Origin of the sequence: Luteimicrobium subarcticum (assembly GCF_002798015.1) — a bacterium.
In the GTDB taxonomy this organism is placed as follows: Bacteria; Actinomycetota; Actinomycetes; order Actinomycetales; family Cellulomonadaceae; genus Luteimicrobium; species Luteimicrobium subarcticum.
This window is the reverse complement of record NZ_PGTZ01000008.1, coordinates 17190-32464: the sequence shown is the minus strand read 5'-3', so window position 1 is coordinate 32464 and position 15275 is coordinate 17190. Positions and strand designations below refer to the sequence as shown.

Sequence of the window (15275 nt, the reverse complement as noted above, 5' to 3'; positions counted from 1 at the left end):
CCGGCGAACGACGAACCGGCCGCCGGTCTCACCCGTCGCCCCGCCCCTCGTGCCTCCGCAGCGCCGCGGGACGCGTGCTGTCCCCGGTGACGGCCCGGAGCGATCCCTCGGCGCGAGCGAGGCCCATGACGGCGTCCGGCTCCACCGGCGTGGCCAGCGCGTCGACGACGCCCCACGCCTGCATCAGGACCCCCTCGTCCGCGGGCAGGGGCTCGTCACCGAGCACGCGCAGGAGGGCGGCGAGCCGGTCGCAGGGCGGCTCCGCGGCACCGACAAGCATCTCGACCTCGCGCGCGGCGTCCGACCGGCCCGGGTCCGCCTGGTACCACCGATGCGTCGCGCCCTGGACGCTCGCGAGGTACGGCCCGGAGCGCAGCGGCTCGGACGGACGCGCCGCCACCGCGGGGAGCAGCCGCGCGACGGCGTCGCGGTCCGACGGCGTGAGCAGGGCGAGCCGGCGCACGAACCCCTGCACCGCTGCGTCCTGCTCGGCGTCGAGCGACGACCGGTCCTGGCTCAGGGTGAGCGCCCGCTCGAGCGAGCGCACCTGACCCGCGGTCGTCAGCCAGACGCCGACGATGCGGCCGACCGCACGCTCTGCCGCCCGGAACCGTTGCACCCCGCGCGCGCGGGTCAGGTCGACGTCGGACGACCCGGTCGTCTCGTGCATCATCCTCGCCACTCCTCGGCTCGGCGGCGCCGCGTGCGCCGGCAGGATCGTCGCACACCACCGGGGGCCTGGGAGGATGGAGCCGTGACCACGCTCGCGGACCTCCTGCCCGACGTCGCCCCGACCGGCCAGGCGCCGGACGCCGACGCCCTCTACGACGCGTTCGCGTCGTGGGCGGCCGACCAGGGCCTCGCGCTGTACGACCACCAGAGCGAGGCCCTCATCGAGCTGGCGTCCGAGTCGCACGTCATCCTCGCGACGCCGACGGGGTCCGGGAAGTCGCTCGTCGCGCTCGGCGCGCAGTTCTTCGCGCTGGCCGACCGGCACGCGGGCGTCGCCTCCGGCCGCACCTACTACACGGCGCCGCTCAAGGCGCTCGTGAGCGAGAAGTTCTTCGCGCTGGTCGCCGCGTTCGGGTCCGAGAACGTCGGCATGATGACGGGCGACACGGCCGTGAACCCGGGCGCGCCGATCATCTGCTGCACCGCGGAGATCCTCGCGAACGTCGCCCTGCGCGAGGGGGCGGGCGACCCGGACGACCCGGCCGTCGCGCAGGTCGTCATGGACGAGTTCCACTACTACGCCGACCCGCAGCGGGGGTGGGCGTGGCAGGTGCCGCTCCTCGAGCTCCCGCACACGCAGTTCGTGCTGATGTCCGCGACGCTCGGCGACACCTCGCGCTTCACGGGCGACCTCGAGGAGCGCAGCGGGCGGGACGTCTCCGTCGTCACGAGCGTCGAGCGGCCGGTCCCGCTGACGTTCTCGTACGTCGTCGAGCCGCTCACCGAGGTCGTCGACGACCTCGTGCACACGCGCCGCGCCCCCGTGTACGTCGTGCACTTCACGCAGGCGGCCGCGGTCGAGCGCGCCCAGGCGCTGCTGTCCATGAACCTCTGCACGCGCGAGGAGAAGGCCGCGATCGCCACCGAGCTCGGCGACTTCCGGTTCACGTCCGGCTTCGGGCGCACCCTCTCGCGCCTGCTGCGGCACGGGGTGGGCGTGCACCACGCCGGCATGCTGCCCAAGTACCGCCGCGTCGTGGAGCGGCTCACGCAGCGCGGCCTGCTCAAGGTGGTGTGCGGGACCGACACCCTCGGTGTCGGCATCAACGTCCCGATCCGCACCGTCCTGCTCACGAGCCTCGTGAAGTTCGACGGCGAGCGCATGCGGCACCTCACCGCGCGCGAGTTCCACCAGATCGCCGGACGCGCCGGCCGCGCCGGGTACGACACGGTGGGGGACGTGCTCGTCATGGCGCCCGAGCACGTCATCGAGAACCGCAAGGCGCTCGAGAAGGCCGGCGACGACCCGAAGAAGCTCAAGAAGATCGTCCGCAAGAAGGCTCCCGAGGGGTCGGTCAACTGGACCGACAAGACGTTCGAGCGTCTGCGGGACTCCGACCCCGAACCCCTGAGCAGCCACTTCAAGGTGTCGCACGCGATGGTCCTCAACGTGCTCGACCGCGCGCACCGGCTCGACCGGACGCACGCCGCCGCCGACGACCCGGTGCTCGCCATGAGGCACCTGCTGCTCGCCAACCACGACACGGACGCGCAGCGGGCCGAGCACGTGCGCCAGACGTTCCGCATCTACCGGTCGCTGCGCGTCGCGGGCGTCGCCGAGCGCGTGCGCGTGCCCGACGACACCGACCCCCGCGGCTGGCGACCGAGCGTACGGCTCACGGTCGACGTGCCGCGCGACTTCGCGCTCGACCAGCCGCTGTCGCCGTTCGCGCTCGCCGCGATGGACCTGCTCGCCGTCGACTCCCCCACGCACGCGCTCGACGCCGTCTCCGTCATCGAGGCGACCCTCGACGACCCCCGGCAGATCCTCGTCGCCCAGCAGTACAAGGCACGCGGCGAGGCCGTCGCCGCGATGAAGGCCGAGGGCTACGACTACGACGAGCGCATGGCGCTGCTCGATGACGTCACCTGGCCGAAGCCGCTCGCCGACCTGCTCGAGCCCGCGTTCGAGACGTACCGGCGGGCCAACCCGTGGGTGGCGGACGCGCGCCTGTCCCCCAAGTCCGTGGTGCGCGACATGGCGGAGCACGCCATGACGTTCGCCGAGCTCGTCTCGACGTACCAGCTCGACCGGACCGAGGGGGTCGTCCTGCGGTACCTCGCCGACGCCTACCGGGCCGTCCGCCGCACCGTCCCCGAGGAGCACCGCACCGAGGAGGTCCTCGAGCTCACCGAGTGGCTCGGCGAGCTCGTCCGCGGCGTGGACTCCAGCCTGCTCGACGAGTGGGAGCGGCTCGCGCAGCCTGACGGCCCCGAGGGCGACGACGCCGCCGGGGTGCTCGCCGCCACCGGGCCGTCCGAGGCGGAGGCGCCCGTCCGGCCCGTCACCGCGAACGTGCGCGCGTTCCGGCGCCTGGTGCGCAACGCGATGTTCCGCCGGGTCGAGCTCGCCGCCCGCGAGGACTACCGCGGTCTCGCGGCGCTGTCGCGGGGCGACGGCGCCTGGACCGCCGACGCGTGGGCCGACGCCCTCGACCCGATGTTCGACCACTACGGCGACGATGCGGTCGGCGTGGGCGCCGACGCACGGTCGGCCGCGCTGCTCACGGTCGTCGAGTCGGGCGAGACGCCGTCCGGCGAGGACCTCGCGGCCGGCACGTGGTTCGTCCGGCAGACCCTCGACGACCCCGACGGCGACCACGACTGGGTGATCGAGGCGGTCGTCGACCTGGCGGCGAGCGACGAGGCCGGCGAGGTCGTCCTCACCGTGACCCGCGTCGCCACCCTCTGATCCACCCTGAGAGGTGAGCCGCATGACCAGGAAGAAGGCCGGCACGTCGCACGCCGGGACGCCCGCGGTCGTCGTGCTCGAGAGGGCCGGCGTGCCGTTCACGCTCCACCCGTACGCGCACGACGCGTCGAGCGACCTCGGTTACGGGCTGGAGGCCGCCACGGCCATCGGGGCGGACCCGTCCCAGGTGTTCAAGACGCTCGTCGCGGACGTCGACGGACGGCTGGTCCTCGGGATCGTGCCCGTGGACGGGCTCCTCGACCTCAAGGCCCTCGCCCGGGCGTGCGGCGGCAAGCGGGCCGTCCTCGCCGAGCAGGCGGCGGCCGAGCGCGCGACGGGCTACGTGGTCGGCGGGATCTCGCCGCTCGGTCAGAAGCAGCGCCTCGCGACCGTGCTCGACGACTCGGCCCTCGCGCTCGACACCGTGTACGTCTCCGGCGGCCGGCGCGGGCTCGACGTCGGGCTGGCACCCGCCGACCTCGTCCGGCTCACGTCCGCGACGACGGCGCCGATCGCCCGCGGCTGACCGGATCGCGCGGTGCCGCGCCGACGACGGCTCCTCGGCCGTCGCGCGCGCTACTGCGGCGGGTACGGAGCCGGGTAGGCGGCGCCCCGCGCCCGCACGGAGTCGGTGCTCACGATGTCCTTGCCGAGCGGGACGAGCGAGATCGGCACCATCTTGAAGCTCGCGAGCCCGAGCGGGATGCCGATGATCGTCACGCACAGGGCGATGCCGGTCGCGATGTGACCGAGGGCGAGCCACCACCCGAACAACAGGATCCACAGGACGTTCCCGATCACGGACCCCACGCCCGCGGTGGGCTTGTCGACGATCGTGCGGCCGAACGGCCACAGCGCGTAGCCCGCGTTGCGGAACGACGCGATGCCGAACGGGATCGTGACGACCAGGAAGAACAGCAGGAAGCACACGATCCCGACCAGGACGTACGCGAGCGCCATCCAGAACCCTGCGAGCACGAGCCAGATCACGTTGAGGATCGCCTTCATCCCGCCATTGTCGACGTACCGCGCCCCGCTCGCCCGCGCGAGCAGGATCGGCGCGCCGACCTAGACTCGGCCCATGCTCGACGACGCGCCCGTGACCCCGCTCGACCAGGCACCCGCCACAGACGGGCGGGTGCCCACCGCGGACGACGAGCTCGGACGCAGGGTCGCCGACAACGTGGCGCGCGTCCGGGACCGGATCGCGCGGGCGGCCGCCGACGCGGGACGCGACCCCGCGTCGGTCCGCCTGCTCGTCGCGACGAAGACGCAGCCCGTCGCGGCGGTGCGCGCCGCGGTGGCGGCGGGCGTCGACCTCGTGGGTGAGAACCGCGTGCAGGAGCTCAAGTCCAAGGCGCCGGGTCTCGCGGACCTCGTCGAGCGGGGTGCCCTGGAGGTCCATCTCATCGGACCGCTCCAGCGCAACAAGGTGGGGGCGGCGCTCCGGTCGTGCGCCTGCGTCGAGACGGTCGACTCGCTCGCGCTGGCCGAGCGGCTCTCGGCGCGGGCGCTCGAACGAGGGGACGACCTGGACGTCATGGTGCAGGTCAACGTGTCCGGGGAGGCGACGAAGTCCGGGGTCCGTCCCGCAGCGGCCGCCGATCTCGCGCTGGCCGTCGCGGCGCTGCCCGCGATCCACCTCACGGGCTTCATGACGATCGGCGCGCGCACGAACGACGACGCCACGGTGCGCCACGGGTTCGCCCAGCTCCGCGACCTGCGCGACGACGTGGCGGGTCAGGCGGCGGGCACGTCGTCCGCGCGCGAGCTGTCGATGGGGATGAGCGGTGACCTGGAGCTCGCCGTCGCCGAGGGCGCGACGATCGTGCGGGTCGGCACGGCGGTGTTCGGCGCGCGTCGCGCCTGAGGACGCCGCGTCCGACGGCTCAGCCGAGCAGCCAGGTGTAGCCGGCGACCCCCGTGAGGCCGCCCGCGAGCGGCGCGACGACCGGCACCCACGCGTAGTCCCACTCGGAGCCGCCCTTGTTCCGCAGGGGCAGCACGGCGTGCACGATGCGCGGACCGAGGTCGCGCGCAGGGTTGAGAGCGGGGCCGGTCGGGCCGCCGAGCCCCGCGACAAGCCCCCACACGAGGAAGCCGACGCCGATGCTCGCCGCACCCGACTCGTGCGCGAAGCCGGGGCTGCCCAGGATCGCGAGCGCCGCGGAGGTCAGGATCATGGTGCCGAGGAACTCGTTCGCGAACCCGTTCCAGCGCGAGTGCGCGGCGTTGATGGTCGAGAACGTCGAGAGGATGTCCTCGGGGTCCTCGGTCTTGTCGTAGTACGGCTTGTGCGTCGTGACGATGGCGCACTGACCCGCGACCGCTCCGAGCATCTGCGCCAGGACGTACCCCGGCACGACCGACCACGACTGGTGCCCCAGCGCCGCCAGCCCGACGGTCATGGCCGGGTTGATCTGCGCACCGGAGATCCCCGCGAACATCATCACGGGGATCATGACGCCGAGGCCGTAGCCCATCGCGATGAGGCTCCAGCCGGCGTGGTACCCCTTGGACCCGCGCAGGTGGACGTTCGCGACGGTCCCGTTGCCGAGGATCACGAGGATCGCGGTGCCGATGAACTCGCACGTCATCTTCACGGCGAACGAGTACTCGTCCATGCGCCTCCCCCGTCCCCGTGCGGCCGGCCGTCCGCGCGGGGAGGTGCCCCGGGCCGAACGGCCCCGGGTCGAACGCTAGTGGAGGTGCCGGGTCACGGCACCCGCGCGGTCCACTCCGGCGTGCCGAACTTGGTGGCGACGAGCTCTTCCGCGCGCGCCCGCTCGGCGTCGGTGACGTGCCCCTCGACGACGTCGTAGCGGCCCGCGAAGTGCTTCTTGAACGCCTCGATGACGTCCGCGCGGGACATGCCGGTCTGCGACCGCACGGGGTCGACGCGCTTGTTGGCGCTCTTGGTGCCCTTGTCGGACAGCTTCTCGCGCCCGATCCGCAGCACCTCGAGCATCTTGTCGGCGTCGATGTCGTACGCCATGGTGACGTGGTGCAGGACGGTGCCGTCGGCCATGCGCTTCTGCGCGGCACCGGCGATCTTGCCGGCGGGCGACGCGATGTCGTTGAGGGGCTGGTAGGTCGCCTCGACGCCGACGTCGCGCAGGGCGCCCAGCACCCAGTCGTCCAGGAACGCGTAGGAGCGCTCGAAGCTGAGCCCCTCGACGAGCGACGACGGGACGGTGAGCGAGTACGTGATCGTGTTGCCGGGCTCGATGAACATCGCGCCGCCGCCGGAGACGCGGCGCACGACCTCGATGCCGTGCTTCGCGGCGCCCTCGGCGTCGACCTCGTTGCGCAGCGACTGGAACGACCCGATGACGACGGCCGGCGCGCCCCACTCCCAGATGCGCAGCGTGGGCCGGCGCTCGCCGCGCCCGACGCTCTCCGCGAGCGCCTGGTCGAGCGCCATGTGCATCGCGGGGTTCTGCGGCCCCTCGTGCACGACCTCGAACACGTGGTCGTGCCAGCCGGACGCGTGCCCGAGCGCGCGGCGCACGGCGATGGCCACCGACTCGGCGTCGAAGCCGACCATCGTGACCTCGAACGGCGCCGCGGCGAGGGCGCCGCGGACGGCGTCCGCCAGCTCGGCAACCCCGGCCTGCGCCGAGCGGCCGACGAGGGCCGCGTCGATGAGCTCGAGCGCGTCGTCGGGCTCGAGGAAGAAGTCGCCGCTCACCGCGGCGGCCGCGAGCACGTCACCGTCGTCACCCGACCGCACCTCGACGTCGACCGCGACCAGCTTGCCGCCCGGGACCTTGTACTCGCCTCGCACCTGTGCGCTCCGTCCTGCGGGCCCGACCGGACCCGGTTCGTCGGGGTCCCGCGGTTCGGGCGGGACGCGGCGCCGCCGTGACACGGGGCACCGTCAGGTGGAACGGCGCCCGGTGCCGGACGATTCCGGGACAGGACGTGGCGTGTGCCACCCTGGGCGCATGAAGAACCCGTTCGCCCGGCGTGAGGCCGCGACAGAGCTGCCCCCCGTCCCCGACGACGTCACCGAGACGTGGCGCGCGTCCACGAACGAGGTCGTGCTGCGCGCGTCCCTCGACGAGGCCGCCGACGAGGACCGCGAGACCGCCGAGGCCTTGTCCGACCTAGTGCTGGGTGTCGTCCGGGGCGTGCAGGAGGGCGCGTTCGGGCACTCGATGCCCGAGGGGGCTTCCGGTGCGTCGGTGCGGCTCGAGGTCGCGCTGTGCGACGACGACTTCGGCCCGTACACCCGCCACGAGGCCGAGGATCTCACGGGCAGGCTCCAGGGCGTCGCACCGCTCGGGGTCGTCACGTACCCGCGCGGCGGCGCGGCACCCGTGTGGGACGACGAGGCCGGGATCCTCCGTGTCGACCTCGTCGCGCACGTCGGCTCGGACGACGAGTCGACCCGTGCGGAGGTGCGTGGCCTGGTCCAGGCGACGCTCCGCGCAGTGACGACCGACAAGGTCAAGGGCATCGTGCCGGCGGCGGCGGGCACGTCGTACCCGGTGCGCGTCGCGCTGCACCTCGGTCACGAGCCCGGCGCGGCCGTCGGTCCGCTGACGGAGCAGACGCTGAACGCGATGAGCGACCAGCTGGCCGGGTCTCGCGTGACCTTCGGGTGGTCGGCCGCCTGACGTCCGTCAGCGCGGCGCGACGCCGGCGTGCAGCAGGCCGTAGATCGCGGAGTCGGTGAGCGCCTCCCAGGCGGCCTCGATGAGGTTCGGGCCGACGCCGACGGTCGACCAGGACGTCTGGCCGTCCGTGGTCTCGATGAGCACGCGGGTCGTCGCGTCGGTGCCGTGCTCCTGGTCGAGGATGCGGACCTTGAAGTCGATGAGGTCGAACTCCTCGATCTCCGGGTAGACGCGGACGAGGGCCTGCCGCAGCGCGTGGTCGAGCGCGTTCACCGGGCCGTTGCCCTCGCCGGTCGAGACCTGGCGCTCGCCGCCGGCATGCAGCTTGACCGTCGCCTCGGCCGTGGCCGCGGTTCCGCGGCCGCCGTTGCGCTCGACGATGGTCCGCCAGGACTCGACCCGGAAGTAGCCGGGACGCTGGCCGTCGATCTCCTCGCGGAGCAGCAGCTCGAACGACGCGTCGGCGGCGTCGTAGGTGTACCCCTGCGCCTCGGCGTCCTTGACGCGGTGCGTCACGCGCGACAGGAGCTCGCCCTGGCCCGCGAGGTCGAAGCCCAGCTCGCGGCCCTTGAGCTCGATGGACGCGCGCCCCGCCATGTCGGAGACCAGCATGCGCATGTCGTTGCCGACGAGCACGGGGTCGATGTGCTGGTAGAGGTCGGGGTCGACCTTGATCGCGCTCGCGTGGATGCCGGCCTTGTGCGCGAAGGCGCTCACGCCCACGTAGGGCTGGCGCGCGAACGGGCTGATGTTCGTGATCTCGCTGATGGCGTGCGAGATGCGGGTCGCGTCACGCAGGCCGTCCCCTGCGAGGAGCCGGCGGCCCTCCTTGAGCTCGACGTTCGCGAGGATCGTGAGCAGGTCGGCGTTGCCGGTCCGCTCGCCGTAGCCGTTGACCGTGCCCTGGACGTGCGCCACGGACGCGTCGACGGCGGCGAGCGTGTTCGCGACGGCGCAGCCGGAGTCGTTGTGGGCGTGCATCCCGAGGATCGCGTCGGGACCGACGGCACCGCGCACGGCCTCGACGATCTCGGTCACCCGGCGCGGGACCATCCCGCCGTTCGTGTCGCAGAGCGCGACGACCTCGGCGCCGGCGCCGAACGCCGCGAGGACCGCCTGCAGCGAGTAGTCGGCGTCGAAGCGGTAGCCGTCGAAGAAGTGCTCGGCGTCGAGGACGACGCGGCGGCCCTCGCGCACGAGCAGCTCGATCGTGTCGGTGATCATGGCGAGGTTCTCCTCACCCGTGGTGCGCAGGGCCCGCTCGGCGTGCCGGATGTCGCTCTTCGCGACCAGCGTCACGACGGGCGCCTCGGAGTCGAGCAGCGCGCGCACCTGCGCGTCGTCGACGGCGCGGACGCCGGCCTTGCGGGTCGCGCCGAACGCGGCGAGCACCGCGTTCTTCAGCTCGAGCTCCTTGGCCGCCCGCTTGAAGAACTCCGTGTCCTTCGGCACCGCGCCCGGCCAGCCGCCCTCGATGAATCCGACACCCAGCTCGTCGAGCAGGGGGGCGATCGCGAGCTTGTCCGCGACGGAGAGGTTCATGCCCTCCTGCTGCGCGCCGTCGCGCAGGGTGGTGTCGTAGACGTGGAAGGTCATCGGAGTGCTCTTTTCTCAGCGCCGGGCCGGCCCGGGCCACGACGATCGGGGGCTGTCGCCGCACGGAGCGGCGGGTGGTGCGGCATCTCGTCGGCCCGCCCGCACCGTGCTGGTGCGGGCGAGCCCGACGACGTGGCCCAGGCGATCTGTCCCGGTCGGGTCACGACCGGTGAGTCAGTCTCAGCGCCGGACGGTGGTGGGTCCGGCAACAAAAAGACCCCCCGGGGTGCGGGAGGTCTGCGCGTCCGACGAGGTGTGTCGAACGCGCTAGGTGAGAATGAGCTCCGCAGCCGGGTGGGTCACACGGCGATGGTGCCACACGAGCGGGGTCGCTGTCACGCCCGTCCAGGATGCGCACACCCGTGAGGAGGGGTGCGCCGCGTCCGCCACGTCGGGGCGCACCGTGCACAAGAGGCCGTCCAGCGTGCCGGTACCTGCCGCGAGCGGCACGATGAGGCGCACCAGCAGCGCCGTACCGAGGAGGACGAGCCCGTGAGCCAGCCCTACCCGCCCGCCGAGGTCCCGGAAGACCCGGGGTCCGACTTCACCCCGGCGACCCCGACCGAGCCCTTCGACCCGAAGCTCACCCTCGACGCCGGACGGTTCGTCGCGGGCGCGTTGGCGACGGCGCTCGTCGCGGCGCTCGTCGGGCTGATCGGCGTGATCATCATCGAGGGCGTGTTCGACCAGACGATGGTGCCGCCACCGGACCTGTTCTCTTCGGGGTCGCACGCGGCGACCTTCGCGATCGACAGCGCCCTGTTTGCTCTCCTGGCGTCCGGGGTGCTCGCGCTGCTCGTCGTGTCGACGCCGCGCCCGAAGCGGTTCTTCGGCTGGATCATGGTGCTGGCGATCGCCCTCGTGACGTTGCTGCCCTTCGCATGGACGAGCCACACCGACCGCGCGATCCTCACGGCTCTCGTGAACTTCGTGATGGGCGTGGCGACGTGGTCGCTGCTCGCCGGCGTGGCGACGCGGACCATCCGTCCGGTCACGCCTCCGGCGCCGGTGCGGCCCGCCCGGCCGGAGTACCCGCCGAGCATCCCGCCGGGCAGCTGACGCCCACCGCTCGCCGCACACCCCCGACGGCTCACCTCCTCAGCGGAGGTGGGCCGTCGTCGTCTCCGCACGCGGACGGCGCTTGACGCGACATGGTTACTCGGTAACTATGTGCACGTCGCCGGGACTTACCCGGTAACTACAGCGTCGAGGAAGCAGGGGACGATGTCGATCCGACAAGCCATGCTCGCGCTGCTGGACACCGGTCCGATGCACGGGTACCAGCTGCGCCAGGAGTTCGAGGGCCGCACCGGCGGCACCTGGCCGCTCAACATCGGGCAGGCGTACACCACCCTCCAGCGCCTCCAGCGCGACGGGCTGGTCGAGCCGCTGCCCTCCACGTCGTCGGACGAGCCGGAGCGGTTCCAGCTCACCGACAGCGGCCGCACCGAGGCCCGCGCCTGGTGGCACGCTCCCGTCGAGCGCGGGGCCCCGGCCCGCGACGAGCTCGCGATCAAGCTCGCCCTCGCCGTCACCCTCCCGGGCGTCGACGTCGAGGCGATCGTCCGGGTGCAGCGCACCGAGTCGATGCGCGCCCTGCAGGACTACACGCGGCTCAAGCGCCGCGGGCCGGACCGCACCGCGGGCGGCGTGCCGGACGGCTCGGGCCACGAGAGCCCGGACACCGGCGGGTCCGACCTCGCCTGGACACTCGTCCTGGACGCGCTGATCTTCCAGACCGAGGCCGAGATGCGCTGGCTCGACCACGTCGAGGGACGGGTGCTCGCCGCCCGGACCACCGCGCGGCGCACACCGCCGTCGACCGGCCAGACCTCCGCCGCGGCCGCCACCGGCTCGCACGCGACCCCGACCCCGACCCCGACCCCCAGGAAGGCACGCCGATGAGCACCGTCGCCGTCGAACCCTCCCCCGCCGCGCCGCGGGAGCCCACCGCGCCGGCCGCCCTGCTCCGTCTCGACCGTGCGACGCGCGTGCACGGCAGCGGCCCGACCGCGGTGCGAGCCCTCGACGCCGTGAGCCTCGAGGTCGCCCCCGGCGAGCTCGTCGCCGTCATGGGACCGTCCGGGTCGGGCAAGTCGACCCTGCTGAACCTGGCCGGCTGCCTCGACACGGCGACCGACGGTGCCGTCGTCGTCGGCGGGGTCGACGTCGCGTCGCTCGACGCCCGCGGCCGGGCGGCGCTGCGCCGCCGGCACGTCGGGTTCGTGTTCCAGGACTTCAACCTCGTGCCCGCGCTCACCGCCGCCGAGAACGTGTCCCTGCCTCGGGAGCTCGACGGCCTCGGAGCGCGCGCCGCGCGCCGCGAGGCCCTCGACGCGCTCGAGACCGTCGGCCTCGCCGACCTCGCCGACCGGTTCCCTGACGACATGTCCGGCGGCCAGCGGCAGCGCGTCGCGATCGCCCGCGCCCTCGTCGGCCCGCGACGCCTGCTGCTCGCCGACGAGCCCACCGGGGCCCTCGACTCGGTGTCCGGCGAGTCCGTGATGCGCGTGCTGCGGGACCGCGTCGACGCCGGCGCCGCCGGGCTGCTCGTCACGCACGACGCCCGGCACGCCGCGTGGGCCGACCGCACGGTGTTCCTCAAGGACGGTCGCCTCGTCGACTCCACCGGTCGCCCCGCGCAGGCCGACGACCTGCTCGCCGCCGCTCCCCGCACGCCGCAGGAGGGCGAGCGGTGAGCCGACGAGCCGACCCCGCGCCCGGACCGCGCCTGCGCCCCCGCCGCGGGAGCTGGCGCGTCGCCCTGCGCTACGCGTCCCGCGACGCCCGGCGCCACAAGGGCCGGACCGCGCTCGTCGCGATCATGGTCGCGCTCCCTGCGGGTCTGGGTGCGGCGGCCGCCGTCCTGGCCGGCTCGACGTCGGACACGGCGTCGTCCCGCGTCGCCGCCGAGCTCGGCCCGGACTCGAGCGTCCAGGCATCGGTAGCCTTCATCGGACCGGGGACCGTGACTCAGGACCCGACGGCGACCCAGTACGGGACGTCGGGCGAGTCCGTCGCAGCGTCGGACCTCTTCCGCACCGAGGACGGCGCCGCAGAGACTGCGGACACCGCCGACGTCCTGCCCGTCTCCGTGGCGGACTACGAGCGCGCGCTCGCCGCGACGCTGCCCGACGGGGACTCCCTCGCGCCGGTGCTCCAGCAGTGGGACATGTCCGTCGCGCCCACCGCGCACGGCGCGCTGCACCGGAACGTCAACGCTTACCAGCTGGCCACACCCGAGGCGGGCGCCCGATTCTCGCTCGACGCGCCCCTCGCTGCGGGCCAGGTCGCCGTCAGCGCGGACGTCGCTCGCGACATCGACGTCCAGGTGGGCGACGAGGTCAGCGTCACCGCGGCGGACGGCGAGGAGTCGGTCATGCGCTACGACGGGCACGGCGCCTACACGTCCGGCGACAGAGCCACGACCCAGATCGGACGGTACACGGTCGCGGCGGTCGTCCCGGGCGACAGCTCGCTCGTCATGGGCGCCGCAGGACCGCTCGACGCGCCCACCGCGTTCGACTTCTGGCGCGGCGACCAGACGCCAGGCAGCACCAGGACCTCCAACCTCACGTGGCTCGTCGTCGGTCCACGCCCCGTGCTCTGGGCGGACATCACGGCGGCCAACGCCCTCGGCTCGACCGTCTTCAGCCGGGACGTCGTGCTGCACCCGCCGGCGGACGCCGTCGCGGCGTGGAACGCCGCCAACCCCGAGAGCGGCGTCGCCGTCTCAGCCACCTCGATGGCCGTCGTCGCGGGCGCCGCCGTGCTCGGGCTCCTGCAGGGCGTGCTCATGATCGGGCCCGCGTTCCAGGTCGGGGCCCGGCGTGCCGCCCGCGACCTCGCGCTGCTCGCCGCGAACGGCGCTGACTCGCGTACCGTCCGTCGCGCGGTGCTCGCCGGCGGGCTCGTCGTCGGGACGCTCGCGTCTGTCACGGCGACGTCGGTCGGGGCCGCGGCCGCTGTGGCCGGGCTCCGCGCGTGGTCCGACATCCAGCCGGTCGTCCCGTGGCCGTGGCTCGGCGTGTTCGTGCTGGTCGGCATGGTCATCGCGCTCGGCGCCGCATGGCTCCCCGCTCGCCGGGCCGCACGGTTCGACCCCGTCCTGGTGCTCGCCGGCCGCAGGGCCGATCCGCCCGTGCGGCGCCGAGCAGGCGTCGTCGGAGGATGCCTGGCCTCGATCGGCATCACTACCGCACTCGTCGGTGCCGCGACCGGACAGGCCGTCATGCTGCTCGTCGCCGGCATCGTCATGGCAGAGGTCGGCCTCGTCGTCGCAGCGGGCGCGATCGTCGGCAGGATCGGGCGCCTGGCGCGACACCTGCCCGGCACCCCGCGCCTGGCGCTGCGTGACGCCGCCCGCCACCGCGCCCGCACCGCGCCCGCGGTCGCCGCCGTCCTCGCCGCGACAGCCGCCGCCGTGGCGGGCCTGGTCGTCTCGGCCGCGGCCGCACAGCACGACCGCCTCACCTACCTGCCCGAGGCGGCCACCGGGACGGTCCTGGTCGGTCCTCTGGGGGGCGACGGGCCGGGCCTGTCGGACGCCGATGCCGCAGTCGTCCGGCAGGTCGTCGAGAAGGCGGGCGTGACCGACGGTCCGCTGGTACCGGTCCAGCGGGTCGTGCACAGCGCCGGCGCCGAGTGGATGGGCCTGGGGTGGAGCGCGGTGTCGGCACCAGGGACCGACAGCTACCTGGGCTACTCCGGCCTCAAGTCGGTCGTCGACGACGGTTCGGACCTTGAGCGCCTCCGGCTGCTCGGCGTCCCCGACCCCGACCGGGCTGCTGCCGCGCTCGCCGCCGGCCGCGTCGTCGTACCCCCGGGATACGTCGCCACGGACGGCACCGTCGAGGTCACGGTCTACCCGCCCGAGGGCGACGCCGCTGAGGGGACCATGCCCGACCCGGTGGTCCGGCACCTGCCCGCGACCGCGGTGGGCGGCCTGCTCGACCCGCCGACCAACCTACCGATCATGCCCCCGTCGGTAGCACGCTCGCTGGACCTGAGCGTCGGGACGGGGGCGCTTGCGGGACGCGTCCGGCCGGGTGCGTGGAGCACCGCGGTGGGGGACAGCCTCTACGCGGATCTCCTCGGCGCCGTCGACCAGTCCGGCCGCGACAACATCTCGGCGACCTCGGTCTGGGAGGAGGAGGGGCACCCCGAGATGTCTGGCGACGACGGTCTCGCGCTGCTCCTCATCACCGTCGGGGCCTTGCTCGTCGCGCTCGCCGCCGCGTGGATCGCGACGGCGCTCGCCGGGACGGAGTCCCTCCCGGACCTCGCGACGCTGCAGGCGGTGGGCGCTCCCCCGCGCACCCGCCGCACGTTCGCCGCGGCGCAGTCGTCCGTCATCACGATCACCGGTGCCGTGCTGGGGGCGGCCACCGGGCTCGTGATCGGGGCGACCGTCGTCATCGCGCAGCGGGAGAGGGGCGCGGTGCCCGACCCCCGCTGGATGGTCGAGGTGCCGTGGCTCTGGGTGGCCGCCCTGGTGGTGTCGATCCCCGTGCTCGGCGCGCTCGCGTCGTGGGGAGTCAGCCGGTCCCGCCTGCCGATGACGCGGCGCCTCGACCGGTAGGACCGGACACACGAGGGGCCCGCGGTCGAGACCGCGGGCCCCTCGCCGACAT

Annotated in this window: 13 protein-coding genes; 8 read left to right on the top strand and 5 right to left on the bottom strand. The window is 73.9% G+C overall.

Going from position 1 to position 15275, the window contains the following annotated elements:
- Positions 1-28: 28 nt before the first annotated feature.
- Positions 29-673, bottom strand: a complete 645-nt coding sequence (locus CLV34_RS16970; protein ID WP_245859129.1) for a hypothetical protein — start codon at positions 671-673, stop codon at positions 29-31.
- A gap of 81 nt (positions 674-754) precedes the next feature.
- On the opposite strand from CLV34_RS16970, the gene CLV34_RS08935 reads away from it, so the two are divergent.
- Both CLV34_RS08935 and ybaK read left to right on the top strand, forming a co-directional pair.
- The gene (locus tag CLV34_RS08935; RefSeq protein ID WP_245859128.1) at positions 755-3424 is read left to right on the top strand and encodes a DEAD/DEAH box helicase; all 2670 of its coding nucleotides are present in this window, start codon (positions 755-757) and stop codon (positions 3422-3424) included.
- A gap of 22 nt (positions 3425-3446) precedes the next feature.
- Positions 3447-3950 carry a Cys-tRNA(Pro) deacylase gene (gene ybaK, locus CLV34_RS08930; protein WP_100349969.1) on the top strand — a complete coding sequence of 168 codons (504 nt, stop codon included), beginning with the start codon at positions 3447-3449 and terminating at the stop codon, positions 3948-3950.
- 50 nt (positions 3951-4000) lie between these two features.
- Here the strand turns inward: ybaK and CLV34_RS08925 are convergent, their stop codons facing one another.
- Positions 4001-4432: a YccF domain-containing protein gene (locus CLV34_RS08925; RefSeq protein WP_100349968.1), complete on the bottom strand. Its 432-nt coding sequence runs from the start codon at positions 4430-4432 to the stop codon at positions 4001-4003.
- 73 nt (positions 4433-4505) lie between these two features.
- On the opposite strand from CLV34_RS08925, the gene CLV34_RS08920 reads away from it, so the two are divergent.
- Positions 4506-5294 (top strand): YggS family pyridoxal phosphate-dependent enzyme, encoded by a 789-nt coding sequence (locus CLV34_RS08920; RefSeq protein WP_100349967.1) that lies wholly within the window; start codon positions 4506-4508, stop codon positions 5292-5294.
- 19 nt (positions 5295-5313) lie between these two features.
- Here the strand turns inward: CLV34_RS08920 and CLV34_RS08915 are convergent, their stop codons facing one another.
- Both CLV34_RS08915 and lplAB read right to left on the bottom strand, forming a co-directional pair.
- Positions 5314-6048: an MIP/aquaporin family protein gene (locus tag CLV34_RS08915; RefSeq protein WP_100349966.1), complete on the bottom strand. Its 735-nt coding sequence runs from the start codon at positions 6046-6048 to the stop codon at positions 5314-5316.
- 92 nt (positions 6049-6140) lie between these two features.
- Positions 6141-7211, bottom strand: coding sequence for a lipoate-protein ligase LplAB (gene lplAB, locus CLV34_RS08910; RefSeq protein WP_100349965.1), 1071 nt, complete (start codon positions 7209-7211; stop codon positions 6141-6143).
- Positions 7212-7371: 160 nt separating this feature from the next.
- On the opposite strand from lplAB, the gene CLV34_RS08905 reads away from it, so the two are divergent.
- Positions 7372-8046: a hypothetical protein gene (locus tag CLV34_RS08905; protein WP_100349964.1), complete on the top strand. Its 675-nt coding sequence runs from the start codon at positions 7372-7374 to the stop codon at positions 8044-8046.
- A 6-nt stretch (positions 8047-8052) separates the two neighbouring features.
- Here CLV34_RS08905 and cimA read toward each other — a convergent pair whose 3' ends face one another.
- Positions 8053-9642, bottom strand: a complete 1590-nt coding sequence (gene cimA / locus CLV34_RS08900) for a citramalate synthase (protein WP_100349963.1) — start codon at positions 9640-9642, stop codon at positions 8053-8055.
- Between the two features lie 492 nt (positions 9643-10134).
- Here cimA and CLV34_RS08890 point away from each other — a divergent pair, with 492 nt between their 5' ends.
- The 4 genes from CLV34_RS08890 to CLV34_RS08875 all read left to right on the top strand — a co-directional run bounded on the left by CLV34_RS08890 (position 10135) and on the right by CLV34_RS08875 (position 15223).
- A complete protein-coding gene (locus CLV34_RS08890) occupies positions 10135-10701 on the top strand; it encodes a DUF6069 family protein (protein ID WP_100349961.1) in 567 nt (188 codons plus the stop codon).
- A 165-nt stretch (positions 10702-10866) separates the two neighbouring features.
- A complete protein-coding gene (locus CLV34_RS08885; RefSeq protein WP_100349960.1) occupies positions 10867-11547 on the top strand; it encodes a PadR family transcriptional regulator in 681 nt (226 codons plus the stop codon).
- On the top strand, positions 11544-12341 hold the full coding sequence (locus CLV34_RS08880) for an ABC transporter ATP-binding protein (protein ID WP_100349959.1): 798 nt from the start codon (positions 11544-11546) through the stop codon (positions 12339-12341). The genes CLV34_RS08885 and CLV34_RS08880 overlap by 4 nt, the downstream gene beginning before the upstream one ends.
- Positions 12338-15223 (top strand): ABC transporter permease, encoded by a 2886-nt coding sequence (locus CLV34_RS08875; RefSeq protein ID WP_100349958.1) that lies wholly within the window; start codon positions 12338-12340, stop codon positions 15221-15223. Before CLV34_RS08880 ends, CLV34_RS08875 begins: the two co-directional genes overlap by 4 nt.
- Positions 15224-15275: the final 52 nt, after the last annotated feature.